Source organism: Halalkalibacter krulwichiae, from assembly GCF_002109385.1.
In the GTDB taxonomy this organism is placed as follows: domain Bacteria; phylum Bacillota; class Bacilli; order Bacillales; family Bacillaceae_D; genus Halalkalibacter; species Halalkalibacter krulwichiae.
Window position 1 is genome coordinate 1,985,579 of sequence record NZ_CP020814.1, and the last position, 26,643, is coordinate 2,012,221.

The 26,643-nt window shown below is 38.1% G+C and carries 28 protein-coding genes and 1 riboswitch; of the genes, 27 read left to right on the forward strand and 1 reads right to left on the reverse strand.

Translation table 11 applies throughout. The features are described 5' to 3' along the window. Nucleotides 1–10: 10 nt before the first annotated feature. From prsW to fni, 13 genes are all read left to right on the forward strand, one after another. Complete coding sequence (gene prsW / locus BkAM31D_RS09955) at nt 11–658, forward strand: glutamic-type intramembrane protease PrsW (RefSeq protein ID WP_066151549.1); 648 nt, start codon at nt 11–13, stop codon at nt 656–658. A gap of 26 nt (nt 659–684) precedes the next feature. Next, nucleotides 685–849: a hypothetical protein gene (locus tag BkAM31D_RS23935; protein ID WP_169801087.1), complete on the forward strand. Its 165-nt coding sequence runs from the start codon at nt 685–687 to the stop codon at nt 847–849. A gap of 81 nt (nt 850–930) precedes the next feature. Continuing rightward, a riboswitch (SAM riboswitch) is annotated at nt 931–1,035 on the forward strand. A gap of 76 nt (nt 1,036–1,111) precedes the next feature. Further along, nucleotides 1,112–2,230 (forward strand): methionine biosynthesis PLP-dependent protein, encoded by a 1,119-nt coding sequence (locus BkAM31D_RS09960; RefSeq protein WP_066151811.1) that lies wholly within the window; start codon nt 1,112–1,114, stop codon nt 2,228–2,230. Between the two features lie 13 nt (nt 2,231–2,243). After that, nucleotides 2,244–4,073 carry a bifunctional homocysteine S-methyltransferase/methylenetetrahydrofolate reductase gene (locus BkAM31D_RS09965; RefSeq protein WP_066151548.1) on the forward strand — a complete coding sequence of 610 codons (1,830 nt, stop codon included), beginning with the start codon at nt 2,244–2,246 and terminating at the stop codon, nt 4,071–4,073. Nucleotides 4,074–4,101: 28 nt separating this feature from the next. After that, a complete protein-coding gene (gene metH / locus BkAM31D_RS09970; protein ID WP_066151546.1) occupies nt 4,102–7,548 on the forward strand; it encodes a methionine synthase in 3,447 nt (1,148 codons plus the stop codon). A 214-nt stretch (nt 7,549–7,762) separates the two neighbouring features. After that, the gene (locus BkAM31D_RS09975) at nt 7,763–8,857 is read left to right on the forward strand and encodes a cell wall hydrolase (RefSeq protein ID WP_066151544.1); all 1,095 of its coding nucleotides are present in this window, start codon (nt 7,763–7,765) and stop codon (nt 8,855–8,857) included. Nucleotides 8,858–8,874: 17 nt separating this feature from the next. Continuing rightward, nucleotides 8,875–9,477: a germination protein YpeB gene (locus tag BkAM31D_RS24270; protein ID WP_257391654.1), complete on the forward strand. Its 603-nt coding sequence runs from the start codon at nt 8,875–8,877 to the stop codon at nt 9,475–9,477. Beyond that, nucleotides 9,462–10,226 (forward strand): PepSY1/2 domain-containing protein, encoded by a 765-nt coding sequence (locus tag BkAM31D_RS24275; RefSeq protein ID WP_257391655.1) that lies wholly within the window; start codon nt 9,462–9,464, stop codon nt 10,224–10,226. Before BkAM31D_RS24270 ends, BkAM31D_RS24275 begins: the two co-directional genes overlap by 16 nt. A 116-nt stretch (nt 10,227–10,342) precedes the next feature. Then, nucleotides 10,343–11,014 carry a flagellar brake protein gene (locus BkAM31D_RS09985; RefSeq protein WP_066151541.1) on the forward strand — a complete coding sequence of 224 codons (672 nt, stop codon included), beginning with the start codon at nt 10,343–10,345 and terminating at the stop codon, nt 11,012–11,014. A 141-nt stretch (nt 11,015–11,155) separates the two neighbouring features. Next, nucleotides 11,156–11,830 (forward strand): (d)CMP kinase, encoded by a 675-nt coding sequence (gene cmk / locus BkAM31D_RS09990; RefSeq protein ID WP_066151539.1) that lies wholly within the window; start codon nt 11,156–11,158, stop codon nt 11,828–11,830. Continuing rightward, complete coding sequence (locus BkAM31D_RS09995) at nt 11,831–12,415, forward strand: lysophospholipid acyltransferase family protein (protein ID WP_066151537.1); 585 nt, start codon at nt 11,831–11,833, stop codon at nt 12,413–12,415. A 98-nt stretch (nt 12,416–12,513) separates the two neighbouring features. After that, a complete protein-coding gene (gene rpsA, locus BkAM31D_RS10000) occupies nt 12,514–13,668 on the forward strand; it encodes a 30S ribosomal protein S1 (protein WP_066151535.1) in 1,155 nt (384 codons plus the stop codon). Between the two features lie 21 nt (nt 13,669–13,689). Further along, on the forward strand, nt 13,690–14,739 hold the full coding sequence (gene fni, locus BkAM31D_RS10005) for a type 2 isopentenyl-diphosphate Delta-isomerase (protein ID WP_066151533.1): 1,050 nt from the start codon (nt 13,690–13,692) through the stop codon (nt 14,737–14,739). A gap of 149 nt (nt 14,740–14,888) precedes the next feature. On the opposite strand, the gene BkAM31D_RS10010 is transcribed toward fni, so the two are convergent. Next, nucleotides 14,889–15,023: a YpzI family protein gene (locus BkAM31D_RS10010; protein WP_084372046.1), complete on the reverse strand. Its 135-nt coding sequence runs from the start codon at nt 15,021–15,023 to the stop codon at nt 14,889–14,891. Between the two features lie 122 nt (nt 15,024–15,145). Here BkAM31D_RS10010 and BkAM31D_RS10015 point away from each other — a divergent pair, with 122 nt between their 5' ends. The 14 genes from BkAM31D_RS10015 to BkAM31D_RS10080 all read left to right on the forward strand — a co-directional run bounded on the left by BkAM31D_RS10015 (nt 15,146) and on the right by BkAM31D_RS10080 (nt 26,576). Beyond that, a complete protein-coding gene (locus BkAM31D_RS10015) occupies nt 15,146–15,760 on the forward strand; it encodes a YphA family membrane protein (protein WP_066151531.1) in 615 nt (204 codons plus the stop codon). Between the two features lie 114 nt (nt 15,761–15,874). Further along, a complete protein-coding gene (gene der, locus BkAM31D_RS10020) occupies nt 15,875–17,188 on the forward strand; it encodes a ribosome biogenesis GTPase Der (RefSeq protein WP_066151528.1) in 1,314 nt (437 codons plus the stop codon). A gap of 14 nt (nt 17,189–17,202) precedes the next feature. Then, entirely contained in the window at nt 17,203–17,853 is a 651-nt protein-coding gene (plsY, locus tag BkAM31D_RS10025; protein ID WP_371807189.1) for a glycerol-3-phosphate 1-O-acyltransferase PlsY, read from the forward strand. Between the two features lie 5 nt (nt 17,854–17,858). After that, on the forward strand, nt 17,859–18,890 hold the full coding sequence (locus tag BkAM31D_RS10030; protein WP_066151526.1) for an NAD(P)H-dependent glycerol-3-phosphate dehydrogenase: 1,032 nt from the start codon (nt 17,859–17,861) through the stop codon (nt 18,888–18,890). A 104-nt stretch (nt 18,891–18,994) separates the two neighbouring features. After that, on the forward strand, nt 18,995–19,234 hold the full coding sequence (locus BkAM31D_RS10035; protein ID WP_371807199.1) for a stage VI sporulation protein F: 240 nt from the start codon (nt 18,995–18,997) through the stop codon (nt 19,232–19,234). A gap of 326 nt (nt 19,235–19,560) precedes the next feature. Continuing rightward, on the forward strand, nt 19,561–19,761 hold the full coding sequence (locus BkAM31D_RS10040) for a DUF2768 domain-containing protein (protein ID WP_066151522.1): 201 nt from the start codon (nt 19,561–19,563) through the stop codon (nt 19,759–19,761). A gap of 26 nt (nt 19,762–19,787) precedes the next feature. Continuing rightward, nucleotides 19,788–20,513 carry a YphF family lipoprotein gene (locus tag BkAM31D_RS10045; protein WP_066151520.1) on the forward strand — a complete coding sequence of 242 codons (726 nt, stop codon included), beginning with the start codon at nt 19,788–19,790 and terminating at the stop codon, nt 20,511–20,513. Between the two features lie 220 nt (nt 20,514–20,733). Beyond that, nucleotides 20,734–22,212, forward strand: coding sequence for a stage IV sporulation protein A (gene spoIVA, locus BkAM31D_RS10050; protein WP_066151808.1), 1,479 nt, complete (start codon nt 20,734–20,736; stop codon nt 22,210–22,212). A 191-nt stretch (nt 22,213–22,403) separates the two neighbouring features. After that, nucleotides 22,404–22,622 (forward strand): trp RNA-binding attenuation protein MtrB, encoded by a 219-nt coding sequence (mtrB, locus tag BkAM31D_RS10055; RefSeq protein ID WP_066151518.1) that lies wholly within the window; start codon nt 22,404–22,406, stop codon nt 22,620–22,622. A 122-nt stretch (nt 22,623–22,744) separates the two neighbouring features. Then, entirely contained in the window at nt 22,745–23,533 is a 789-nt protein-coding gene (locus BkAM31D_RS10060; protein ID WP_066151516.1) for a heptaprenyl diphosphate synthase component 1, read from the forward strand. A gap of 5 nt (nt 23,534–23,538) precedes the next feature. Continuing rightward, nucleotides 23,539–24,243: a demethylmenaquinone methyltransferase gene (gene menG, locus BkAM31D_RS10065; protein ID WP_066151513.1), complete on the forward strand. Its 705-nt coding sequence runs from the start codon at nt 23,539–23,541 to the stop codon at nt 24,241–24,243. 13 nt (nt 24,244–24,256) lie between these two features. Beyond that, the gene (locus BkAM31D_RS10070) at nt 24,257–25,123 is read left to right on the forward strand and encodes a UbiA-like polyprenyltransferase (RefSeq protein WP_276565209.1); all 867 of its coding nucleotides are present in this window, start codon (nt 24,257–24,259) and stop codon (nt 25,121–25,123) included. Beyond that, nucleotides 25,120–25,728, forward strand: coding sequence for a UbiX family flavin prenyltransferase (locus BkAM31D_RS10075; RefSeq protein ID WP_066151512.1), 609 nt, complete (start codon nt 25,120–25,122; stop codon nt 25,726–25,728). The genes BkAM31D_RS10070 and BkAM31D_RS10075 overlap by 4 nt, the downstream gene beginning before the upstream one ends. Continuing rightward, nucleotides 25,725–26,576 carry a menaquinone biosynthetic enzyme MqnA/MqnD family protein gene (locus tag BkAM31D_RS10080; RefSeq protein ID WP_066151510.1) on the forward strand — a complete coding sequence of 284 codons (852 nt, stop codon included), beginning with the start codon at nt 25,725–25,727 and terminating at the stop codon, nt 26,574–26,576. The genes BkAM31D_RS10075 and BkAM31D_RS10080 overlap by 4 nt, the downstream gene beginning before the upstream one ends. The last annotated feature ends 67 nt before the right edge of the window (nt 26,577–26,643 follow it).

Consider the following 26,643-nt stretch of genomic DNA (forward strand, 5'->3'; position numbering starts at 1 on the left):
GAAGGGCGAATTGTTTGCGATCGTAACAGCTGCAATGGCGCCGGGGATGGCATTATTATCTTATTTTTATTTGAAAAATGGTTATAGTTCAACAACAAAATCACTTGTATTACGAACGTTTATTATCGGAATTCTTCTTGTTTTTCCCGTAATGGTTTTGCAATATGCTTTCACAGTTGAAGGTTTTTTTATACATCCGTTTACGAAGGCATTTATCTTGTATGGTTTTATAGAAGAATTTTTTAAGTGGTTCTTGCTATGGGCTTTTGCTTACCAACATGCGACTTTCTCAAGGCGTTATGACGGGATTGTATTTGGGGTATCCCTTTCATTAGGGTTCGCAACGGTAGAGAATGTCTTTTATTTAGTTGCAAATGGATTGGAAGCGGCTATTGGTCGTGCGTTACTTCCGGTATCGAGTCATGCTTTGTATGGAGTGATTATGGGCTACTATTTTGGTTTGGCAAAAGTTGAAAAAATAGGTAGGAGAAAGAATATGGTGGTTGCTTTACTGTTGCCTGTTGTTCTTCATGGTACTTATGATTTTATTCTGTTAAGTTTTGATATCTACTTTTTAATTGGTCTTATCCCGTTTATGTTAGTACTATGGTGGGTAGCATTAAATAAAGTAAAGCGTGCCAATGAACTTGATTATTAAATACACAAATAGGGAGGTTGTTAAAAGTGACATCTGAAGGGCGTTATCGTGTAGTAATCCGTTGCCCACTTTGTGGAGAAAAATATATTTTACGTGGTAGAAAAAATGAAAAAGGAGAATATGAAACGGGTTTTAAGCGCTGTATTTGTGGAAATGAGGAAACTTTGCATGTAGATGCAACTCTTGAATAATTGCTTTCTAAAAAAAAATTCTCTTGCAATATTGTGAGAATTGTTGTAATTTTGATTAAACGAATAACTTTATACATTGATTTCTTATCAAGAGAGACGGAGGGGATGGCCCGAAGAAGTCTCAGCAACCAGCCAAGTTTGGTCAGGTGCTAATTCCATCAAGTCATGAGACTTGAAAGATAAGAAGAAGAGACTAACGATACAACCACCTTCTTCTTATAATGAAGGTGGTTTTTTGATTTTTTATTATTGGAGGGCAACTATGAACAGAGAAAAATTAGAGACCATTTTAGTACAAATCGGAAACCGATCAGAGGATCGAACAGGAACGATTAACACACCTGTCTATTTCTCGACTGCCTATCGCCATACTGGTATAGGAGAGTCGACTGGATATGATTATGCTCGTACAGGTAATCCAACAAGAGAAGTTGTTGAAAAGACAATTGCGACGCTTGAAGAGGGAGACAGGGGGTTTGCATGTAGTTCTGGAATGGCTGCAATCCAAACGGTACTTTCATTATTTGAACAAGGAGATGAAATATTAGCATCTCAAGATTTATATGGAGGGACATATCGACTCTTCGAACAAGGTTGGAATCGTTGGGGCTTATCTTTTGCATTTGCCGATCCAAGGAAGTTAGAGGATTTTGAAAAACGTATAACAAATAAAACGAAAGCATTGTTTATTGAAACGCCAACGAATCCATTAATGCAAGAAGCTTCTATCTCTGAATTAGCCAAAATAGCAAAGAAGCATGGTCTATTACTTATCGTAGACAATACATTTTATACTCCATTGCTTCAACAACCACTTGTTGATGGTGCGGATATTGTGATACATAGTGCAAGTAAATACTTAGGTGGCCATAATGATGTGATAGCTGGTTTAATTGCTGCAAAAGGACAGGAGTTATGTGACCGTATTGCTTACTATCATAATGGAATTGGTGCGATATTATCAGCATTTGATTCGTTCTTACTAATAAGAGGTATGAAAACTCTTGCATTAAGAATGGAAAAACATGAAGAAAATGCAAAGGCGATTGTTAAGTATTTAGAGCAGGAAGAGGGAGTGACTGATGTTCTCTATCCAGGTAAAGGTGGAATGATTTCCTTTCGTATTTTAAAAGAGGCATGGGTTAATCCATTTCTTCAACAACTAAAACTAATTTCTTTTGCTGAGAGCTTAGGAGGAGTCGAAAGCTTAATGACGTATCCAGCAACACAAACTCATATGGATATTCCGGAAGATATTCGTATTGCAAATGGTGTTTGTAACAGGCTACTACGTTTTTCAGTTGGAATTGAACGAGATCAAGATTTAATTGCAGATCTTGATCAAGCATTTAAATATGTTAAAGAAAGCATACAGTCATAATGGGGGAGAAGAAATGAATTTTCTAAAGAAGCTTGCCCAGCAAGTCTTAATTGGTGATGGAGCGATGGGCACGTTATTATACGAACAAGGTGTCGACCAGTGTTTTGAAGAAGTAAACGTAACAGAGCCGGATAAGATCGTACGTGCTCATCGGGAATATATTGAAGCTGGTGCAGATGTAATTCAAACAAATACATACGCAGCAAATAGATTAAAGTTGGAAAAGTATGGATTGCAAGATCGTGTTAGTGAATTAAATAATAAGGCTGTCCGATTAGCTAAAGAAGCCGCACAAGGTGAAGTCTATGTTCTAGGAACAGTAGGAGGAATCAGGCGATTTCAACTTGAGGAGTGGGATTTAACAGAGATTAAAGCGGCTTTCAAAGAGCAAATGACTGAATTAGTAGCAGGAGGCATAGATGGCCTTTTGCTTGAAACTTTTTATGACCTTGAGGAAGCGAAAGTAGCCACAAGTTTAGCTCGGCAAATTACAGATATTCCTATTATTGTGAACTTATCAATTGGAGAAGTTGGAGTCATGAATGGAGGGATACACGTTTCTGATGCGTTTGACCAATTAAAATCAGTTGGAGCAGATATTGTTGGATTAAATTGTCGTACAGGCCCTTTTCATATGTTACGATCATTTGAAACAATTCCTTTAAAGGCAGGTGTATTTTTCTCAGCTTATCCCAATGCTAGTTTGCCAGATTACCGAGATGGTCGTGTCTTTTATCAATCGAATGCAGATTATTTTAAGGCGATGGGGGAAAAGTTCATTCAGCAAGGTGTTCGCTTATTAGGAGGGTGTTGTGGGACAACTCCCGAACATATCAAAGCCTTTGCCGAGGTAAGAGAGAAAGTAGCTCCTGTTACAACGAAAAAAGTAAGGTCGATTGTGACGATTAAGGAAATGAGTGAGACACGACGAGTTCAGGATCCTCTACCTGAGATAGTTGAGAAGAGAAAGTCTGTTATAGTTGAACTAGATCCTCCGAAAAAATTAAGTACAAAAAAGTTTATGGACGGGGCACGAGCATTAAAGGATGCAGGGGTCGATGCGGTCACGATGGCAGATAACTCACTAGCTTCGCCGAGAGTAGATAACCTAGCTTTAGGAGCGATGATTAAAGAGCAAATTGGGGTGAGGCCCCTTGTTCATGTGACGTGCCGTGATAGAAATTTAATAGGGTTACAGTCGCATTTAATGGGTCTTCATGCATTAGGAATTGATGATGTGTTAGCTATTACAGGTGACCCGACAAAAATTGGTGATTTTCCTGGCGCAACGTCTGTTTATGATGTAAGTTCGTTTCAGCTAATTTCCTTCATTAAGCAATTAAACGAAGGAATTTCGTTTTCAGGAAAAGAGTTGGGACAAAAGGCAAATTTCTCTGTAGGGGCAGCATTAAATCCTAATGTTAGACATCTAGATAAAGCAGTAAAAAGAATGGAAAAGAAAATAGACAGTGGCGCAGATTACTTCATGACTCAGCCGATTTATAGTTCTCAACAAATTGAAGAACTTGCAAACGAAACGAAGCACATCTCTAAACCGATCTATATTGGGATCATGCCACTAACTGGAACAAGGAACGCCGAATTCCTTCATAATGAGGTTCCGGGAATTAAATTAACAGATGATATTCGCCATGCAATGGCTGCTTGTGGAGAAGATCGAGAAGCATCAACAAAGGAAGGAATTGCAATTGCGAAATCATTAATTGATACTGCTTTAGCACATTTTAATGGGATATATTTAATCACTCCTTTCCTACGTTACGAGATTACAGTCGAATTAACTCAATATATAGAATCGAAAAAACAAGCTATATACAGGTAAGGGCCTGGGAAGTAGAAAGGAAGAGTTTATGAGTAAGTCACTATTTGAACAACAACTTGAAAAGAAAATTCTCATCTTAGATGGTGCGATGGGGACCATGTTACAGCAAGCTAACTTAACCGCTGATGATTTTGGGGGCGAGGAGTTTGAAGGGTGTAATGAGCATTTAAATGAAACAGCTCCGCATGTTATTGAAACCATTCATCGCGACTACTTAGCTGCAGGTGCTGACATTATTGAAACAAATACGTTTGGTTCTACAGATATCGTGTTAGATGATTATGATATCGGCTATAAAGCAGAGGAGCTAAGCTATCAGGCAACTGCAATCGCGAGGAAGGTTGCGGATGAGTTTTCTACACCAGATTGGCCTCGATTTGTTGCGGGTGCAATGGGGCCTACGACAAAATCACTGTCAGTAACTGGCGGAACGACTTTTGAAAAGTTAATTGAGTCCTATCACATTCAGGCAAGGGGGATTATTCGCGGCGGTGCGGATATCATGTTGCTAGAGACAAGTCAAGATATGCGAAATGTCAAAGCCGGCTATATTGGAATTGAACGTGCGTTTTCTGAGCTAAATGTGACATTACCAATCTTTGTATCGGGAACTATTGAACCAATGGGAACGACATTAGCTGGGCAAAATATTGAAGCTTTTTATTTATCGCTTGAGCATATGAACCCAACGGTAGTTGGTCTAAATTGTGCTACAGGACCTGAATTTATGCGAGATCACATTCGTTCCTTATCAGAGTTGGCAACAACTTATGTTAGCTGTTATCCGAATGCGGGATTGCCAGATGAAGAAGGACATTACCATGAATCACCAGAGTCGCTTGCGATTAAGCTTAAAGCATTCGCTGAAAAAGGTTGGCTAAATGTAGTAGGAGGGTGTTGTGGAACGACTCCTGATCATATTCGAGCAATGGTTGAAGCGACTAGAGACTTTAAACCTAGACAGTTTAACGAATCTCATCCTCATGCAGTGTCAGGAATAGAACCTCTCATCTATGATGATAGTATGAGACCGTTATTTGTTGGAGAGAGAACGAATGTAATTGGTTCGCGTAAGTTTAAGCGATTGATAGCAGAAGGGAAGTTTGAAGAGGCTTCTGAAATTGCTCGAGCTCAGGTGAAACGAGGGGCGCATGTAATCGATGCTTGTTTAGCTGACCCAGACCGAGAAGAATTAGAAGATATGGAAAGCTTCTTAAAATACGTTGTTAATAAAGTCAAAGTTCCGTTGATGATTGACTCAACTGATGAGAAAGTGATTGAAAAAGCACTAACCTATTCACAAGGGAAAGCAATTATTAATTCAATTAATTTAGAAGATGGCGAAGAGCGTTTTGAAGCGGTTGTTCCTATTATTAAGCAATACGGGGCAGCGGTTGTAGTTGGTACAATTGATGAAACTGGAATGGCTGTGACAGCACAAAAGAAAGTAGAAGTGGCAATTCGCTCTCATGATTTACTTGTTCATAAATATGGACTTAAATCAGAGGATATAATCTTTGATCCATTAGTATTCCCTGTTGGAACTGGCGATGAGCAATACATTGGTTCAGCTGAAGCGACAGTTGAAGGGATCAAGTTAATAAAAGAAGCACTTCCGAAGTGTTTGACTATTTTAGGTGTTAGTAATGTCTCATTTGGTCTTCCTCCTGTAGGTAGAGAAGTATTAAATGCGGTTTATTTATATCACTGTACTCAAGCGGGCTTAGATTACGCTATCGTAAATACAGAAAAACTTGAGAGATATGCATCCATATCTGATGAAGAAAAAGAAATGGCGCGAAAGCTATTATTTGAAACAACAGATGAAACACTTGCCGAATTTACAGCCTTTTACCGCGGAAAGAAAGCAGAAAAGAAGGTCGACAATTCAAATCTAACACTTGAAGAGCGGTTAGCCTCCTATATCGTTGAAGGGACGAAAGAAGGCCTTATTGACGATCTAAACCAAGCATTGGCTACTTATTCTGATCCGCTTGATATTATAAACGGGCCATTAATGACGGGAATGGATGAAGTTGGACGTTTGTTTAACAATAATGAGTTGATTGTAGCTGAAGTACTACAAAGTGCTGAAGTTATGAAAGCTTCTGTTGCTCATCTGGAACCACATATGGAGAAAAAGGAAGATGACAACGGAAAAGGGAAAATCTTGCTTGCTACCGTAAAAGGTGATGTTCATGACATTGGGAAAAATCTTGTAGAAATCATTTTAAGCAACAATGGTTTTAAGATTGTTAATTTAGGGATAAAAGTTACATCCCACGAGTTAATAGAAGCGATTAAAAAGGAAAACCCAGATGCAGTTGGTTTATCTGGCTTATTGGTTAAGTCGGCACAGCAAATGGTATTAACCGCTCAAGATCTTAGACAGCAACAAATCTCGATCCCCATTCTTGTTGGCGGTGCTGCTTTAACACGTAAGTTTACAGATACGAAAATTGCAGCGGAATATGACGGTCTTGTTTTATATGCAAAAGATGCAATGAATGGCTTAGATATTGCCAATCGTTTAGCTAAGCCTGAAGAGCGTGAACGCTTAGCAACTGAGCTTGCTGAGGCTAGGGCAAAAAAAGAAGCGGTTCGTCCTGCGGCCCGTAAACAAATCGAACGTACAAATGAAATTGGTCAATCAGACGTTAAACGAGATGGCCCTATTTATAAGCCAGAAGATATGGACACTCATATTTTACGGGATTATAAATTGTCGCATTTAGAGCCATACATTAATATGCAAATGTTACTTGGCAGACATTTAGGAATTCAAGGAAAGGTGAGCAGACTCTTAGAAGAGAAAGATCCTAGAACGGTAGATCTAAAAGAAAAGGTTGATGCCTTTTTAACAGAGGCAAAGAAAAATCAGGTGATACAAGCTCACGGAATGTATCAATTTTTCCCGGCTCAAGCTGATGGAAATGATATCATCATTTATGATCCGATTGATCAAACAACTGAAATTGAAAGGTTCAGCTTTCCTAGACAAAGTCATAAGCCGTTTCTATGCTTAGCTGATTATGTGCGACCTGTTTCCAGCGGGGAAAAGGATTATGTTGGATTTTTATCTGTGACAGCAGGTCATGGTGTTAGAGAGCTTGCTGAACAAGCAAAACGAGATGGTGACTATTTATATAGTCATTTAATCCAAGCTGCTGCATTAGAAATAGCAGAAGGTTTTGCTGAGCGTGTGCATCAATTAATGAGAGATAAGATGGGTTTTCCAGACTCTGCTGACATGACGATGGAAGACAGGTTCTCCGCTAAGTACCAAGGAGTTAGAGTTTCTTTTGGATATCCAGCATGTCCAAATCTTGAAGATCAAGAGAAGTTATTTAAATTACTAAAACCAGAAAAAATCGGTGTCAAATTAACGGAAGGTTTTATGATGGAGCCTGAGGCATCCGTAACTGCAATGGTATTTGCTCATCCTGAAGGACGCTATTTTAATGTGTTAGCATAAAATCATATGAATTTGACGAATGCTCAAAAGGTCATATTTGACTTTTTGAGCATTTTTTTATTTTTATAAAATTTAAGTCCAATCATGGTAAGGGGAACTTTTTTAACTAAAAATTGTATAAAAAGAGATTGCCAACAAACAATATCTATATAACTCATGACCAAAAAAAGGATGTGTCATGAAAAGATAACATGAACACAAGGAGGTCTACATCATGAAACGAAATTTGTTATCTCTTAAGATTCCACTTTTCATGGCATTTTTTTGTATTGCATTGATTGGACAAAGCGGAACAAGTTATGCATTTACCGATCAAGTGATTCAAAGGGGTGCTACGGGTGATGATGTTGTCGAACTGCAAGCTCGCCTTCAATACAATGGCTTTTATAACGATACCATTGATGGGGTATATGGGTGGAGTACGTATTGGGCAGTTCGTAACTTTCAAGAACAATTTGGGTTAGAAGTAGATGGTTTAGTAGGACCGCAAATGAAAGATATGTTAGTTCGCGCAACTAATTACAATGAAGAGTTTGTGAAAAAAGCATTAAATGAAGGACGGAAATTTACTCATTATGGCGGAACGCCAAAAGACATCCAAAAAGGTCCTAAAGGAAGTAGGGATGGTCAAGCTCAAGCTGGACGCGACGCCAAGCAGCAACCGGCGCAACAACGCGAACAAGATCGGAGAGAGCCACAACAGCAGCAGCAACAGCAACAGCAACAGCAACAGCAACAGCAGCCACAACAACCTGGTACGCCGGAGGGTCAACCAGCACCACAAGATCAACAACCGGCACAACCGGAAGGCGAACAACCAGACCAACAACCAACACCAGAACAGCCAGCTCAACCTGAACCGACTCCAGAAGAGCCTGTTCCGTATGCAGAGGAACCGCAAGAGCAAGACAATGAAGCAAATATTCAAAAGGCAACGAATGTTCCTGCAGGTTATTCAGAAAATGATATTCAACTAATGGCACAAGCTGTTTACGGAGAGGCGCGAGGGGAACCGTATGTAGGGCAAGTTGCTGTCGCAGCCGTGGTCATTAATCGAATAAACAGTCCAACATTCCCAAATACAGTTTCTGGCGTAATTTTTGAACCAAGAGCATTTACGGCAGTAGCTGATGGCCAGATTTATATGACACCGGATGAGACAGCCCGTCGTGCAGTACTTGATGCAATTAATGGGCAAGATCCGACTGGTAATGCAATTTACTATTTTAATCCAGACACAGCTACTTCAGGTTGGATCTGGTCAAGACCGCAAATTAAGAAAATTGGCAAACATATTTTCTGTCATTAATCTTTGGAGGTGATAATGTGGTACGAAATTTTGTGATTGGACTATTAGCTGTAGCCGTAGTTGCAACAGGAATTTGGGGCTTTCAAGAACGAGAAGAGAAGCAAGTGCTTCGAGTAACAGCGGAAAATAATTACCAACGTGCTTTCCATGAGCTGGCCTATCATCTAGATTTAATTGAAGATCAATTGGGAGCGACACTTGCCATGAATTCGAGACGTCAATTAACACCAGCATTAGCAGATGTTTGGCGTGTAGTAAGTTTAGCTCAAGAAAATATAGGACAGCTTCCTCTAAGTAGTGTCGAACTTGGCAAAACAGAGGAGTTCCTATTTAAATTAGGGAGATTCAGTTATCGTACGTCGATTCGCGATCTAGAAAAGGAACCGTTGACAGATGAAGAATATGAAACATTAGAAAAGCTTTATGGTTATGCAAAAGAAATAAGGGAAGAAGTACGTGAGTCACAGGCAATGATGATGCAAAATGGAGAAGAATGGGTAAACATTGATGCAGAGTTAGCTGCTTCAAAGGAACCTCTTGATAATATGATGGTTAATAACCTAGAGGTGATGAATAAGTCCGTTGATAGTTATAGTGAAACGGATTGGGGGCAGGATTAGCTGCAATCGATGACTTGAACGGGGAGTTGAAGAGGGCCTTGGATGGCGACCCTGTTTCAAAAGAAGAAGCGGAGAAGGTTGCTAGACAATATTTAGACGTCGGAAATCAAGCAAATGTTCATGTAGCGGAAACTGGAAACGGATTAGCCTATCCAGCATATACGGTTGTTGTAGATGATCCAGATCATGAAACAAATTACTATATGGATATAAGTGTGAACGGTGGAGAACCTATTTGGTTCCTTCAAGAAAGGCAAATAAATGAGCAAGAAATAAGCCTTTCTGATGCAGTAGAAAAGGCTGAGAAATACCTTAAGGAAATGGGCAAAGAGGATATGCAACTTGTTGATAGTAGACAATATGATTCTATTGCCTTGCTTGAGTTTGTTCATCTTGAAGACAATGTTCGCGTATATAATGATTTGATTTCACTAGAAGTAGCACTAGACGATGGTGATATATTAGGTTATGAAGCTAAAGCATATTTAATTAACCACAAAGAACGTGATATTCCTGATCCGAAATTGACGAGTGAAGAAGCTAGAGAACGCTTGAATACTCGTTTAGATGTAATGGAAGATCATCTAGCTGTAATTGAAAATGACTTGGGTCAAGAAGTATTATGTTATGAGTTCTATGGTGTCATTGACAATGATACGTATAGAATTTTTATCAATGCTGAAGATGGTGAAGAGGAAAAAGTTGATCGCTTAAATACTTCTGAACCTGTTTATGATTTTACGAATTAAACATAAAAAGAAGGAGCATATATGCTTCTTCTTTTTTTTCTGTAATCATGCGATAATAACCGTATAAAGTCATCTATGTTAGGTTGGTTATTACTTGATGAGGGGAGAAAGAAGTTTTGGTTAAGATTGGTTCTACCATCTTCTTAGAATTAGAGGAAACAAAAAACAATGTTAAGGTAACAAGGAGTTTTCGCTGCAGGTTTGTAGATATTGAAAGTAATAGGTTAATTATTGATTATCCTATAGACGAAGAAACGAATAAACCTAGTTATTTCTTCGATGGTACTGAATTTAGAGCTTGGTACATAGCTGAAGATGATGCGGTTTATTCATTTAACACAGAAATAGTTGGTAGAAGAAAAGGGCATATCCCTGTTTTATTATTAAAAGATCCAGGGAAAGAAAACTATATTCGAATTCAAAGAAGGAACCACGTTCGTGTGGAAACTGCGGTAGATGTAGCGCTACATCCGATTAATCAAGAATTCTCCCCTTTTACTAGTGCGACAATAGATATTAGTGGTGGCGGCTGTGCACTCATAATTCCTCAGGGGAATTCTTTGCCACAAAATGGAGAATTAACTATCTGGCTTATATTACATTTGCAGTCGGGAGAAATTAGTTATGTAAAGGCACGCTGTCGTATTATAAGAATAGTTAAACCGAGAGAAGACGCTAGAGAAAGAGTTTCCTTACAGTTTATCGAAATGGATAAACAAGACAGAGAAAAAATTATCCGTTTTTGTTTTGAACGGCAGTTGGCTATACGACGAAAACAAGAAGCTTAAATTCGGAAATGTCTGAAATATTGTGTGTCTTTCGTTAGACCGGCAAGTCATAGTATGATAAGATGATGATGAGAACAATTGGCTAAGTGTCTAAATGAAAACACTTTCAAATGTTCGGATGGTTATGAGGTGTAGAAGGAAATGAACAAACAGATGAATATTGCCATTGATGGTCCTGCAGGCGCAGGAAAAAGTACTGTAGCAAAGTTAGTTGCTGAACGATTATCGTTTCTTTATATTGATACAGGTGCGATGTATCGTGCATTAACATATGCTGCTCTTGAAGAAGGTGTTGACCTTAAAGACGGACAATCCTTACATAAGTTATTAAGTAAAATAACAATTTCATTGAACCATGAGGAAAGTAGAATAACTGTTCTTGTTAATCAGAAAGACGTGACAGAAGAAATTCGATCAAAAGAAGTGACATCGAATGTTTCGCTAGTTTCTAGCCATGAACAAGTTAGGGTTGAAATGGTCGAAAGGCAGAGGGAATTAGCCAAAAGTGGAAATTCAGTTTTAGATGGAAGAGATATTGGTACTTTTGTATTGCCAAATGCTCAGCTAAAGGTCTTTTTAACTGCTTCGGTTGAGGAACGTGCCAGACGTCGATTTGAAGAACATGAAGCTAAAGGAATAGCTTCAGATTTCGAACAATTAAAAAAGGAAATTGCGAAACGAGATGAGCTGGATTCAACACGTGACTTTGCTCCTTTAAAAAAAGCAATTGACGCTGTGGAAATTGAATCCACTAAGATGTCTATTCATGAAGTTGCTGAAAAAATTATTAAATTAGCAAAGGAGAGAACAGTGTAAATGGGAATCTATCAATTTGGTCAAGCCGTTTCGAGAATGGTTCTCTCGTCATCCTATAAAGTTGAGATCATTGGAGAAGAGAATATACCGAAAGATGGTCCTGTTTTACTTTGTTGTAATCATATTCATAATTTTGATCCTCCTTTGTTAGGGGCTTATATTAAAAGACCGATAAGTTATATGGCGAAGCAAGAGTTATTTGAGCAACCGATTTTAAAGCAACTTCTACCTCGGTTAGGAGCTTTTCCAGTTCGCAGAGGGATGAGTGATAAGCAAGCACTTCGGACAGCATTGAAATTATTAAAGGAAGGGAAAATGCTTGGCCTTTTTCCTGAAGGAACGAGAAGTAGAGATGGTCAGTTAGGGAAAGGATTATCTGGGGCAGGTTTTTTTGCTTTAAGGACAGATGCTGTTGTTATTCCTTGTGCCATTATTGGACCTTATAAGCGATTCAAGTCATTAAAAATGGTTTATGGGAAACCAATCGACTTTTCACAACTTAGAAGTGAAAAAGTTTCAGCTGAAGAAGCAACTGAAGTTATCATGAACCAAATTAAAGAATTACTTGAGGAGCATTCTAATTAAAATCTTAGTAATAAAGTTTTCTTTCGCATATTGTGAAAGATCGTTAAAATAATAGTGAGTTACCGCAAGGAGCGGATTGAAGGAGGAGGCAAAAGTCAATGGTCGAAGAAATGAACAATGAAGTTACAAAAATGAAATCCTTTGCTGTAGGGGAAATTGTTACAGGTAAGGTAACAAAAGTTGAAGACAAACAAGCATTTGTGGATGTGGGATTTAAAGTAGATGGTATTGTTCCTATTAGTGAGCTTTCGAGTCTGCACGTTGAAAAAGTAAGTGACGTTCTTTCGGTTGACGATGAGCTCGAATTAAAAGTTCTAAAATCAGAGGACGATGAGCTAATCCTTTCAAAGCGGGCAGTACAAGCAGAGAAAGCATGGGACGAACTTCAAAAAGCGTTTGAATCAGGAGACATTCTAGAAGCTGAAGTGGCTGATGTTGTAAAAGGCGGTTTAGTTGTAGATGTAGGAGTTAGAGGATTTATTCCAGCATCTTTAGTTGAGCGTCATTTCGTTGAAGATTTCTCTGACTACAAAGGTAAAACACTCCGTTTAAAAGTGACAGAAATAGATAAAGCCAATAATAAGTTAATTCTTTCTCAGCGAGCTGTCCTTGATCAAGAAGTTGAAAATAAGAAGAAATCAGTTTTGAAATCTTTAAAAGCCGGTGATGTGGTTGAGGGGAAAGTTCAAAGGCTTACTGATTTTGGAGCATTTATTGATGTCGGAGGTGTAGATGGATTAGTACATATCTCTCAACTTGCCCATCATCGTGTGGAAAAAACATCCGATGTTGTCAAGGAAGGGGATACCGTTAAAGTGAAAGTACTATCTGTAGACCAAGATAGTGAACGTGTGTCATTATCTATAAAAGATACACAGCCGGGTCCTTGGGAACTTTTTACAAATCAAGTATCTGCAGGGGATGTCTTAGAAGGTACAGTAAGAAGGTTAGTTTCGTTTGGGGCATTTGTTGAACTTGCACCTGGAGTTGAGGGGTTAGTGCATATCTCTCAAATCGCGAACCGTCATATTGGAACGCCTTCTGAAGTGCTGACTGAAGGGGAAAAAGTTCAAGTGAAAGTGCTAGATGTGAATCTAGAAGAAAAGCGTGTTTCATTAAGTATTCGTGAATTAATTGAAGAAGAAACGGTTGATGAAGATTACAAAGCTTACGAGGCTTCTAAAGAGGAAGAACAAGGCGGTTTTTCTCTTGGTGATATGATTGGAGATCAATTAAAGAAATATAAAAGCTAACAAAAGGTGATGTGATGAGACGTGAGTAGATCAGCTCGGAAGGTAGACCACATAAACCATGCATTATTAACCGGTCAAGCCCTATCACATGGATTTGAGGATGTTAAATTTGTTCATAATAGCATTCCTGAAATAAATGTAGATGAAATAAACCTCTCATCAAAAATCGGCGAACTTACTCTAAGTTCGCCGATTTTCATCAATGCGATGACTGGTGGCGGTGGGAAAGAAACGACAAAGATCAATCAACAACTTGCTGAAGTGGCTGCTGAAACGGATATTGCTATGGCTGTGGGGTCACAAATGGCCGCTATTAAAGATAAAGAGCAGCAACCGAGCTATACAATTGTTCGCAAAGTTAACCCTAAAGGAATGGTAATTGCGAATTTAGGTAGTGAAGCAAGTATTGACCAGGCAAGACAAGCTGTTGAAATGCTTGAAGCAAACGCATTTCAACTTCATGTAAATGTCATACAAGAGCTTGTTATGCCAGAGGGTGACAGGAATTATGCTGGGACGTTCAAAAGAATAGAAGAACTTGTTCACAAATTGGAAGTACCTGTAATCGTCAAAGAAGTAGGATTTGGAATGAGTCAAGAAACGATAAAGAGGTTGGCCGCCATTGGAGTTGAAATGGTCGATATAGGCGGTTTTGGTGGTACGAACTTTTCTAAAATTGAAAATAAACGCAGAGACCGTCAATTAAGATTCTTTGATAATTGGGGAATACCAACAACAGCTTCTTTATTAGAAGTGCATCATGCTAACACATGTATTGATGTTTTAGCATCAGGAGGAATGCAAACAGCGTTAGACCTTGCGAAAAGCCTAGCTTTAGGAGCAAGAGCTGGCGGCTTTGCAGGTTACTTTTTGAAAATATTGAAAGAAGACGGTCAAGAGGCATTAATAAATGAAATAACAGACTTGAAAGAAGACCTGACAATGATTTTAACGGCCCTTGACGTTAAAAGCCCACATGATTTAACAAAGGTACCATTAGTTTTTTCAGGAGAAACCTATCAATGGGCTTGTCAACGTGGGATCGATATTCAGAGTATAAGTACACGGTAAGAAAGTTGAGTTGTTTCATTTTAGTAAATGAATAGTGGGGGAAAATCGCATTTTATTCAATTGATGAATAGGATGCGATTTTTTCCGTTACGACTAAAAAGTTTGTGGAGCTTTAAACAACGTATTGTCAAAAAATCATATATTTTATATTATCGTTTTTGTTGTCGTCTAGCTTCTTCTGGACTTTGTAGCTTTGCAGCGCCAGCGTATTCTAAACTCTGATCGCGATCAGATTCAACGTGTCCAGACTTTCTTAGTTTGCTTTCTTGTCTATCTTTTCCCATTATTTCTACCTCCTTTGATATTCTGAAGTCCATTTTAATGTTCCTAGAAAGTTGCTTTCTTATGTATTTTATGGTTAGAACATTTAACCTTCGTCGATACTTATAAGGAAGGAGGTGGAAGAATGGAAGGGATTTTTGTTTATTGGATTGGTTGGAGTTTCTGGGTAGTGGTAAGTTTCTTTTGGGCGAAGTCGAGTAAAAGATTTTTTGCTGCGTTATCCATTCTTATTATGTTAATCATTCTCCCGCTCTCAATAAATATAGGTCATTTGGAAATAAGTATTGCTTTTATTCTTTTTTCTATTTATTTATGTTCACAAATTAAATTGTATAAAAAGATGCAACTCATTCGGTTATTTATTATTTCTACAACGATAGCAGGTGCCTATGGCGGCTTTCAAATGATTTTAATTTATGATCCAGTGATTGAGTATATAGATAGCAGATGGATGTCAGCGTCTTTAATAGGAATGATTGCATTTATATTGTCGCATTCTATAAAAGACCGTTTTATAACTTCTTTGTTTGGGTTAGTCCAAGGGGAATTATTAACCAAATTGGTTCTCAAACGCAATATATATATTCATCAAGAAATAGGGAGTCTATATGTGTTTGATGTAATCGCCATTCTATCTTTATTCTTTTCTGTCATTTGGCTACTTCTAAAAGTCTCAACATGGGCTTCGAGATTATTTATGACAGAACAAAAGACTCATACACTTAAAAGAAGTTCTTGAAAAGGATGATTGACCTGCGAGAATATGTCGACAAGTGAAAGGAAATCAAGTAAGATAAAAAAGTTACAATAAAATTTGGATGTTTTTACATATGAAAAGAAAGGTTGTGACGTGATGACAAAGCCAGTTGTTGCGATAGTCGGACGTCCTAATGTAGGGAAGTCAACAATTTTCAATCGGATAGTAGGAGAACGAGTCGCGATTGTCGAAGATATGCCAGGGGTTACTCGTGATCGTATTTATAGTAAAGGTGAATGGTTAAATCGTGAATTTAATCTAATTGACACTGGTGGGATTGAATTAGGAGATGAGCCGCTTTTAATTCAGATGAGAGCACAAGCGGAACTAGCAATAAAAGAAGCTGATGTGATTATATTCATTGTTAATGGAAGAGAAGGGATTACAAGTGCTGACCAAGAGGTTGCAAAAATCTTATTCCGTTCTGACAAACCTGTCGTACTAGGAGTAAATAAAATTGACAATCCGGAAATGCAAGAGCAATTGTATGAATTTTATTCATTAGGGATGGATACGCCTTATCCAATTTCAGGCTCCCACGGCCTAGGACTAGGTGATTTACTTGATGAGGTTATCAAGCATTTTCCTGATCTTGAGGAAGACCCTTATGATGAAGACACAATTCGAATTTCATTGATTGGTCGCCCAAATGTCGGGAAATCGTCACTAGTAAACGCGATGTTAGGAGAAGACCGGGTTATTGTAAGTAATATTCCGGGAACTACGAGAGATGCTATTGATACTCCGTTTTCTCGAGATGGACAAGACTATGTTTTAATTGATACGGCAGGAATGAGGAAGCGTGGTAAAGTCTACGAAGCCACAGAGAAATATAGTGTTCTTCGATCGCTAAAAGCAATAGAACGATCAAATGTCGTATTAGTAGTAATTAATGCGGAAGAAGGATTAATTGAACAAGATAAAAAAATTGCTGGTTATGCACACGAAGCGGGACGAGCGGTAGTAATCGTTGTTAATAAATGGGATGCTGTTGAGAAAGACGATAAAACAATGAAGAATTTCGAAACAAAGCTACGAGAAGAATTACTTTTTTTAACATATGCACCTATTTTATTTGTATCAGCGAAAACAAAACAGCGTTTACAGCATGTATTGCCTATGGTGAAAAAAGTATCAGAGAACCATCATTTACGTGTTCAAACTAATATTTTAAACGATATGATCATGGATGCTGTAGCGATGAATCCGACACCGACAGATAAAGGAAAACGCTTGAAAATCAATTACGTGACACAAGTGGCAGTTGAGCCTCCTACATTTGTTTTCTTTGTTAATGAACCAGAATTAATGCATTTTTCATACGAGCGCTTTTTAGAAAATCGATTGCGTGCAACCTTTGAGTTTGAAGGAACACCAATTAAAATTTTTGCTAGAAAGAAAAATGTATAAAGGGAGAGAGTGAAATGGGGGAAGGTACAATGATCATTACACTCATTTTAACAATTGTATTTGGTTATCTATTAGGATCATTAAGTTTTAGTTACATCATTGCAAAAAAGATTAAAAAAGTAGATATTAGACAGCACGGAAGTGGAAATGCAGGAGCTACGAATACATTGCGTGTTTTAGGGATCGGTCCCGCAATAGCTGTCTTGGCGCTTGATGTTCTAAAAGGAATTATTGCTGTACTTATAGCAGCGCTAATTGCGCCGGAGAATTCAGCGGGGGTTTTCCCGGCTTTAACGGGATTAGCGGCAATACTTGGTCATAACTGGCCTATTTATTACGGGTTTCGTGGAGGAAAAGGTGTTGCTACTACAATCGGAGTATTAGCTACTCTTGTTTTTTTTCCAGCATTGTGGGCAGGGATTATTGCCATCTTAAGTATTGTCTTTACTAAATATGTATCTTTAGGTTCTTTATTGTTTGCGATACTAACACCGATGTTCGTCTTTGTACTTAACGCTTATTATGATTATCCGAGTATGTATTTGTACTTATCTAGTATCATTGCCCTACTCTCGATTTGGAGACATCGAACAAACATTAGCCGATTACTAACAGGAACTGAAAGCAAAATTGGAAAGAAGTCAACGATAGAGAGTAAGGAGTGAATAACTTGAATAACATAGCTGTCATTGGAGCGGGAAGTTGGGGCACTGCACTATCAATTGTGTTAGCCGATAATGATTATAATGTCAACCTTTGGGCAAGAAGGGCTGAACAAGTGAATGAGATTAATCAACAACAAACCAATTCGAAGTATTTACCGAATATTACACTCTCAAAAAACATAAAAGCTTTTACAGATCTTTCAAATGCTTTGGAAAATACGGAAGTAGTTGTTCTTGTTGTTCCGACAAAGGCTATTAGAGAAACCGTAAAGCAAATGATAGATGTCTTATCCCAACCTGTAACAGTCATTCATGCAAGTAAAGGGATTGAACCCGGTTCCCATAAAAGAATATCGGAAATGATTGTCGAAGAATTTAGTGAGACAAATTTGTTGCGTGATGTTGTTGTGTTATCTGGCCCTAGTCACGCTGAGGAAGTAAGTTTAAGGCAACCAACAACTGTAACTGTTTCTTCAGAACAAAAAGCGGCATCCGAATTAGCACAAGACTTGTTTATTAATAAGCACTTTCGAGTTTACACGAATTCTGATTTGGTTGGAGTAGAAATAGGTGGAGCGCTTAAAAATAGCATTGCTCTTGTTTGTGGTTTAACAACAGGTCTAGGATTAGGGGATAATACAAAAGCAGCTATTATGACTCGTGGATTAGCGGAAATTGCTAGAGTCGGAGTGAAGTTAGGAGCGAATCCATTAACATTCGCTGGTTTGTCGGGGTTAGGCGATATGATCGTTACTTGTACAAGTATCCATTCTCGAAATTTTCGAGCAGGGAAAATGTTAGGTGAAGGAAAATCATTAGATGAAGTTTTGGAATCAATGGGCATGGTTGTAGAAGGGATTCGAACAACAAAGGCTGCTCATGAACTAGCTTCCAAACTAGACGTAGATATGCCGATTATTAATGCTCTATATGCTGTTTTGTTTGAAGGGCTTCATCCAAAAGATGCTACAGAAAAGCTAATGGGACGTGTTAAAAAACACGAAGTAGAAGAGCTATCTATGAAGTTCTTAAAGTAAATACATAACTTGTGATGTGCACCATCTTTTCCCTCACGCATATAATATCGTGATATTACAATGAGGGAGGGCGCATCATGGTTCAAAATAATGACTCATCTTTCATGGATCAAATTCAAAAGAAAACAAATGTAAAGCCTGAGGAGTTATTCAAACTTGCTAGTTCTGTCAGCAATACAAATCTTCAAGATGAAGCTGCTGTTAGACAGCTCATTGCACAAGTGGCAAAACTTGCAAACAAACAAGTACCGAAAGAAAAAGAAGATCAAATCGTAGAAGCAATTACAAAGAACAACATGCCAATGGATTTTGCTTCACTTGCAAAAATGTTCAATAAAAAATAAGGTTTGTAGGCACTTGCTGCAAACACTTATAAAGTTTATGCATATACTTGTAAAGAACGAACATTATTATAGGGCTGTGTTTTAGGCGAAGGGTTTCGTCGTCAAATTGGAGAAGCGCGCCCCCACTTCTCCAATTTTATTTATTTACCCAAAAAAAGGCCGCTCTTTTCCCTTCTTTGGGTAAATAAATAAAGTATGAGCGGGTTTACCGCGATCATGTGCGCACTTAGATCATTTTGAAACAAAATGTCTATATCCTGACACCGACTTTTGGGACGAGCTATGCTATAATGTGTGCTGGAATAAATTATTGGAGGATGATAATCGTGTCACAAGCGATGATGAATATGTGGATTTCGTTCTTTGCAATGGCATTAATGTTTGTCTCGGTCATTGCTACTATTTTTAGTCGTGAAAAATTAAAAGGTTGGATTCAAAAAGTTGTATTAGTTTTTTCTTTTGTTTGTTTAGTTGTTTCAGGGATTATTGTCTTTCTGATTGTTTTAGGTGGACCTACTGCTACTTAGAACATAAAGAGAGGGTGATTACTGTGATGAATCGATTATTTGGAAGTTTTATTCTTTTAGTAGTTTTATTGTTAAGTGGTTGTATGTTCCCAGACGATCAGCGTGCAGAAAACCGGATACCTTACCCAGATCAATTACAGTCTGTCCAACATGCAGTCGAGCAATTTCAGACAGATACAGGGGTTTTACCAATTAGGACATTTGATAAACATACGCCAATATATCAACGTTATATTGTAGACTTTAATCAGTTAATACCAAGATATCTACAACAACCTCCTGGTACAGCGTTCGAAAACGGAGGGGTGTTTCAATATGTTCTTGTAAATGTTGAGGAAGAACCGGAAGTGAGAGTCATTGATCTAACATCTCAAAATGAAGTACGTCAATTACAACAACGCTTAAATGACTATATGAGGCAGCACCAATTTGCACCGATAGAAGAAATGCTTGATACAGGGCTGTTTAAGCTAGATCATGAGGCGCTTAATTATAAAGAAGCTCCCCATGTGAAAAGTCCGTATCATGATACATTACTTCCCCTATTGTTAACAAACGATGGGGAGATTATTATTGATTATCGAATTGATCTAAATATGATGCTCCAAGAAAATGAAGTTGATTTACAAAAAGGAGAAGATATTCGTTCACTCCTTTACGAGAATTCACCTTTTGTTCCGTTTCGAAGTGTTCCATACGTGATTGATGATCATGGTGAACCTTCCTACGCGATGAATTTAAGAAAAAAATAATATACTTAGATTTTTTTGGTCTAATGCCCCTTCTTTATTGATATATATATCAAAGGAAGGGGCATTTTTGTTATCTCCCCTTCTCGGTAGCCCAAAAACGAGAATCTACTTTCTTTTAGAAGTTGTCATAAACCTTGGACAACGTCATAGATATGATAGTGTCAATGGTTTAGCGGAGGAAGTTGAATCTCAAATTTTTACTCGATCGGGAGGGGATCACGTGGAAAAGGTTGATATTTTCAAAGATATCGCTGAACGCACAGGTGGCGATATTTATCTTGGAGTTGTAGGTGCGGTTCGAACAGGGAAGTCGACATTTATTAAAAAATTTATGGAACTAGTCGTACTCCCGAATATTACGAATGAATCTGAGAAAGCTCGTGCTCAGGACGAGTTGCCACAAAGCGCGGCCGGGAAAACAATTATGACCACTGAACCAAAGTTTGTGCCCAACCAAGCAATCTCTATTCATGTAGATGATGGATTGGACGTCAATATTCGTTTAGTGGATTGTGTAGGATACGCAGTACCTGGTGCAAAAGGGTATGAAGACGAACATGGACCACGGATGATTAATACGCCTTGGTATGAAGAACCGATTCCATTCCAAGAAGCGGCCGAGATTGGTACTCGTAAAGTAATTCAAGAACATTCAACTTTAGGTGTAGTTGTTACAACGGACGGATCGATTGGAGAAATCCCAAGGCAAGACTATTTAGAATCAGAAGCTCGTGTAGTTGAGGAATTAAAAGAGGTAGGTAAACCATTTATTATGGTAGTCAACAGTGTCCGTCCTCATCATCCTGATACTGAGGCATTACGCGCACAACTTGCTGAGGAATATGACATTCCTTGTCTAGCAATGAGTATTGAGAGCATGACAGATCAAGATATTAATAATGTTCTCCGCGAAGTCTTATACGAGTTTCCAGTTCATGAAGTAAATGTTAACCTTCCAAGCTGGGTTATGGTCTTGAGAGAAGATCATTGGTTACGCCAAAGTTATGAAGAATCTGTCCGTGAGACAGTTAAAGATATTAAGCGACTACGCGATGTCGATCGTGTCGTTGGACAGTTTACAGAATATGAATTTATTGATGATGCACGCCTTGCAGGCATCGAAATGGGGCAAGGAATTGCTGAGATAGATTTGTACGCACCAGACGACCTATATGATCAAGTATTAAAAGAAGTCGTTGGTGTAGAAATTAGAGGGAAAGACCACCTTCTTCAATTAATGCAGGATTTTGCTCATGCGAAAGAAGAGTATGATCAAGTTGCAGATGCTTTGAGAATGGTGAAACAAACTGGCTATGGAATAGCTGCGCCTGCTTTATCAGACATGAGCTTAGATGAGCCGGAGATCATTCGTCAAGGGTCACGTTTTGGAGTCAGATTGAAAGCAGTTGCTCCATCTATCCATATGATTAAGGTGGATGTTGAATCTGAATTTGCTCCAATCATTGGGACTGAGAAACAAAGTGAAGAGCTAGTAAGATATTTAATGCAGGATTTTGAAGAGAACCCACTATCCATCTGGAACTCGGATATTTTTGGGCGATCGTTAAATTCAATTGTTCGTGAAGGGATATCAGCAAAGCTATCCCTTATGCCAGAAAATGCACGTTATAAGTTAAAGGAAACGCTAGAAAGAATTATAAATGAAGGTTCCGGAGGACTTATCGCGATCATTCTTTAAGTAATATGCTTAATCGAGGAACCCCCTATTTTCATAGGGGGTTCCTTTTGCTTTATAAGCAATCTTTATGCTAAGATTTTAACGGGATACGAAGAGATTTCTGCAATTATTGAACATATGAAGCGAAATTGTTTGTTTCATGTTAAAATAGAAAAAGTGAATTCATCCGTTTTAGAGATAGGAGAGTTGAGATGAGTAATGAAAATGAATTTTTTGTGATTAAAGCTAAGGAAAACGGTGTAAATGTAATAGGGCTTACACGTGGTTCAGATACTCGCTTTCATCACTCGGAAAAATTAGATAAAGGCGAAGTAATGATCGCTCAATTTACGGAGCATACTTCTGCTGTGAAAATTAGAGGGAAGGCAGTTATTCAGACTAGTCATGGAACAATAGAAACCGATGAATAGTTACGGTTTAGGTAAAACAGAATAGATTACTTTCACTTACTCGCTATAAGAAGCTATGTTATAATAGAGTGCATTAATTAAAGCGAGTACAACAATGTTGGACGGAATTTGGGGGATTTTGAATGGTGAGTATGAGTCAGTTTAATGACAAAGTAAAAGAAATCAAAAAGAGCTTCTATGGCCTTACAGAGCATCGCTTCTTACAGAAATATGTACATGAGCCGCATCTGGATGAAGATAAGGTACGGTTTCTATATGCGATGATGCAGAAAAGGATATCTACAAACGAAGCTAAAATGTTTACGATTTCAGCTCTATTACTGCAAGCTGCTCTAGATATGCATGATGAAGTCTCCCTTCATCCTATTCATTCGGATCGGCTCCGTAAGAATCGTCAATTAACCGTTCTCGCAGGTGATTATTACGTTGGGCTCTATTATTATTTATTAGCAGAAAAGAAACAGCTGCCAATGATTCGAGTATTTAGTCAATCAATCCAAGAAATCAATGAACATAAGATGAATCTCATGAACACCGATAACCTTTCTTATGAAGAAATTCAGAATAATGCAGCTCAAATTGAATCAGTTCTGTTACAAAACATGTGTGATTATTTTGATGAAGGAAATTGGAAGAGAGTTATCAAGGACTTCTTTTATTTAAAACGGTTATTAGGTGACAAGGCCAAATGGTTTGAAGGCAAAACAAGTCCTATTATGAGTTCTATCCTTAAAGATTCCGATGGAAAAGGTAGTGAGTTAAAGGCGATTGAAGCTAAAATAGAAGACGTCAAAGATCGGTTACTAGCAAATAGTAAGGCATTGAAATCATTCGATCGCTTTGTGATTGAACATGTGGATGAACTAATTAAACGTACGTCGCTGCAAGAGATCGTAGCAGAAGAAGGGTGAGACAGATGGTACAGTCGAAAGAAGAACGAGTTCATCAAGTATTTGAATCGATTTATAAAAAATACGATGTTATGAACTCTGTAATTAGTTTCCAGCGTCATAAAGCATGGCGTAAGGACACTATGAAGAAAATGAATGTGAAACCAGGAGATCATGCGCTAGATGTGTGTTGTGGTACGGCAGATTGGGCAATAGCATTGGCAGAAGCAGTTGGGCCAACAGGAAAAGTAGAAGGACTTGACTTTAGTCAAAATATGCTGAAAATTGGACAAGAGAAAGTGGAAGAACGTAAATTGTCTCAAGTTCATTTGAATCATGGGAATGCAATGGAGTTGCCATATCCAGACAATAGTTTCGATTTTGTTACAATTGGATTTGGTTTGAGAAACGTCCCTGATTATATGCAGGTGTTAAAAGAGATGTATCGCGTGACAAAGCCTGGAGGTATGACGGTTTGTTTAGAAACATCGCAACCAACTATCCCAGTCTTTAAACAGCTGTACTTTTTTTATTTTCAGAAAATCATGCCGATATTCGGAAAAGTCTTTGCAAAGAGTTATGATGAATACTCATGGTTACAAGAATCTTCGATGTCATTTCCCAATCGTGAAAAGTTGGCTGAAATGTTTAAAGAGGCGGGGTTCAAAGAAGTAGAAGTTAAAGCTTATTCTGGTGGTGTAGCAGCAATGCACCTTGGTAAGAAGGAGTAGAATTGGAGTAGATATTGTGATTAGAAAGATAAAAATCATCTTAGAAATGATTAAGTTCGAACATACAGTTTTTGCATTACCATTTGCTTATTTTGGAGCTGTTTTAGGTTCTTTTATTGTGAATGGAGGTTTCCCATCACTCTCTCAATGGATTTGGATCACTATTGCCATGGTAGGGGCAAGAAGTGCTGCAATGTCATTAAATCGTGTCATTGATGAACAAATTGACAAACATAATCCAAGGACGGCAACAAGAGCGATACCAGCAGGATTAGTGTCAAAAATCGAAGTTTTATTATTCATTATTGTTTCTTTCGCATTACTTTTCTATTCAGCGTTTCAGTTAAATATGTTAGCAGTTTACTTATTACCACTAGCTGTCTTCTTTCTTGTTATTTATTCTTATACGAAACGGTTTACTTGGGCATGCCATCTTATATTAGGCGTTACAATTGCACTTGCTCCACTTGGAGGCTGGGTAGGTGCAACTGGAACACTAACGTGGGAGGCACTGTTATTATTCCTTGCTGTTGCATTATGGACGGCTGGTTTTGATGTGATTTATGCTACTCAAGATGCCGATTATGACCGTGAACATCATTTACACTCTATTCCGAGTCGGTTCGGTATAGGACGATCACTAAAGATTGCTCGAGTTCTTCATGTGTTAAGTTTCTTATCTTTTGTTAGTTTGTTTTTTATAAGCCCACTCGGTTGGATTTACTTTATAGGTGTTCTAATCGCGGGAGCCATTATGGTGTATGAGCACACACTTGTATCTGAAAATGATTTATCTAAATTAGATGTAGCATTTTTTACAATGAATGGCATACTAAGCCTTGTAATGTTCATATTTGCGATTGGAGATATTTTACTATGACCAACAGACAGAAAGGGATATACGTTGTCGGAATTACAGGAGCGAGTGGGGCCGTCTATGGGGTAAGGTTGGTGCAGGAACTCTTAAGACAATCATATAAAGTCCACTTAATATTAACTGAGGCAGCATGGCGTGTTTTCAAAGAAGAATTATTATTAGATACAGAAGATCGAAATGCTGTCATTCATGATTTATTTGGTGAATTTGATGGGGAGCTTCATACCCATCATCTTCACGACTATGGAGCACCTATTGCAAGCGGTTCTTATCAAAATGATGGAATGATTATAATTCCGTGTTCAATGGGGACGCTCTCAGGAATTGCAACTGGAGCATCCGGAAATTTATTAGAGCGAACAGCTGACGTTATGCTAAAAGAAGGCCGGCAATTAATTCTTGTTCCAAGAGAAACACCGTTGAATCAACTTCATTTAGAAAATATGCTCCGTGTCTCAAAAGTTGGGGCGAAAATCTTACCTGCGATGCCAGGTTACTACCACTTACCAAAATCCATGGATGATTTAATTAATTTTCTAGTTGGGAAGGCTTTGGATAGTTTGGGTGTTGAACATCAATTGTTTACAAGGTGGGGAGAAAAGCAATGAGTGTTGTCGTTGGGGAAATCTCATATACCAATATTCTTCCTTTTTTTTACTACCTTGACCGAGAAGAACTACATAAACGTCATTGTACGTTTATTCCTCAGGTACCAGCACAGTTAAATAAGGGGATGTCTGAAGGAGTAATTGATATAGGAGGCATTTCGTCATTTGCCTATGCCACTAATGCTAATTCCTATTCATTGTTACCTAACCTTTCAGTTACTTCATATGGAGCAGTTAATTCGATTTTTCTAATATCTAAAAAACCGTTAATGGAGTTAAATGGTTCGAAGATTGCGTTAACATCAAGTTCTGCTACATCGGTTCATTTGCTTAAGATCATATTGGAACACTTTCATTCATTTACGATTGAGTGTAAGATGATGAAGCCTAATCTTGCAATGATGTTACAGGACTATGATGCCTGTTTACTGATTGGTGATGACGCTATTGTTGCAAAGAGAGAAGTAGGTCATCTGTATCACTTTTATGATTTGGGTGAATTATGGTATAAGCAAACGGGTTACTCGATGACGTTTGCCGTTTTTGCAGTTCGTAATGAAACATTACAAAAGCATTCCAGTATTGTTGGGTATGTGTATCGCTCCTTTTTAGAAAGTAAAAGAAAGAGTGAAATTGATCAGTATGAACAGATGATTGATGATATCGTTCTGACGCATGGTGGCGAACGATTATTTTGGAATACATATTTTCAAAATTTATGTAATGATTTTGGTGAACGGGAACAAGAGGGCTTGATCTATTATTATCAACTTCTATATAAGTTGGGGTACTTGCCTAGTCCGGTTACGAGTTTAAATATATGGGATGTTACGCGAACACTTGAGTAAGCACTTGCAAATATTACAATACAATGATCTAATAAATACAGTGATTGAGTACCGGCGATGTGAAATC

Excerpts from the sequence above, each read along its gene's own strand:
- BkAM31D_RS09960 (WP_066151811.1), top strand. The coding sequence starts at position 1,112 with ATGAACAGAGAAAAATTAGAGACCATTTTAGTACAAATCGGAAACCGA.
- BkAM31D_RS09965 (WP_066151548.1), top strand. The coding sequence starts at position 2,244 with ATGAATTTTCTAAAGAAGCTTGCCCAGCAAGTCTTAATTGGTGATGGA.
- metH (WP_066151546.1), top strand. The coding sequence starts at position 4,102 with ATGAGTAAGTCACTATTTGAACAACAACTTGAAAAGAAAATTCTCATC.
- BkAM31D_RS09975 (WP_066151544.1), top strand. The coding sequence starts at position 7,763 with ATGAAACGAAATTTGTTATCTCTTAAGATTCCACTTTTCATGGCATTT.
- cmk (WP_066151539.1), top strand. The coding sequence starts at position 11,156 with ATGAACAAACAGATGAATATTGCCATTGATGGTCCTGCAGGCGCAGGA.
- BkAM31D_RS09995 (WP_066151537.1), top strand. The coding sequence starts at position 11,831 with ATGGGAATCTATCAATTTGGTCAAGCCGTTTCGAGAATGGTTCTCTCG.
- rpsA (WP_066151535.1), top strand. The coding sequence starts at position 12,514 with ATGGTCGAAGAAATGAACAATGAAGTTACAAAAATGAAATCCTTTGCT.
- BkAM31D_RS10010 (WP_084372046.1), bottom strand. The coding sequence starts at position 15,023 with ATGGGAAAAGATAGACAAGAAAGCAAACTAAGAAAGTCTGGACACGTT.
- BkAM31D_RS10015 (WP_066151531.1), top strand. The coding sequence starts at position 15,146 with ATGGAAGGGATTTTTGTTTATTGGATTGGTTGGAGTTTCTGGGTAGTG.
- der (WP_066151528.1), top strand. The coding sequence starts at position 15,875 with ATGACAAAGCCAGTTGTTGCGATAGTCGGACGTCCTAATGTAGGGAAG.
- plsY (WP_371807189.1), top strand. The coding sequence starts at position 17,203 with ATGGGGGAAGGTACAATGATCATTACACTCATTTTAACAATTGTATTT.
- BkAM31D_RS10035 (WP_371807199.1), top strand. The coding sequence starts at position 18,995 with ATGGATCAAATTCAAAAGAAAACAAATGTAAAGCCTGAGGAGTTATTC.
- BkAM31D_RS10045 (WP_066151520.1), top strand. The coding sequence starts at position 19,788 with ATGAATCGATTATTTGGAAGTTTTATTCTTTTAGTAGTTTTATTGTTA.
- mtrB (WP_066151518.1), top strand. The coding sequence starts at position 22,404 with ATGAGTAATGAAAATGAATTTTTTGTGATTAAAGCTAAGGAAAACGGT.
- BkAM31D_RS10060 (WP_066151516.1), top strand. The coding sequence starts at position 22,745 with ATGGTGAGTATGAGTCAGTTTAATGACAAAGTAAAAGAAATCAAAAAG.
- menG (WP_066151513.1), top strand. The coding sequence starts at position 23,539 with ATGGTACAGTCGAAAGAAGAACGAGTTCATCAAGTATTTGAATCGATT.
- BkAM31D_RS10075 (WP_066151512.1), top strand. The coding sequence starts at position 25,120 with ATGACCAACAGACAGAAAGGGATATACGTTGTCGGAATTACAGGAGCG.
- BkAM31D_RS10080 (WP_066151510.1), top strand. The coding sequence starts at position 25,725 with ATGAGTGTTGTCGTTGGGGAAATCTCATATACCAATATTCTTCCTTTT.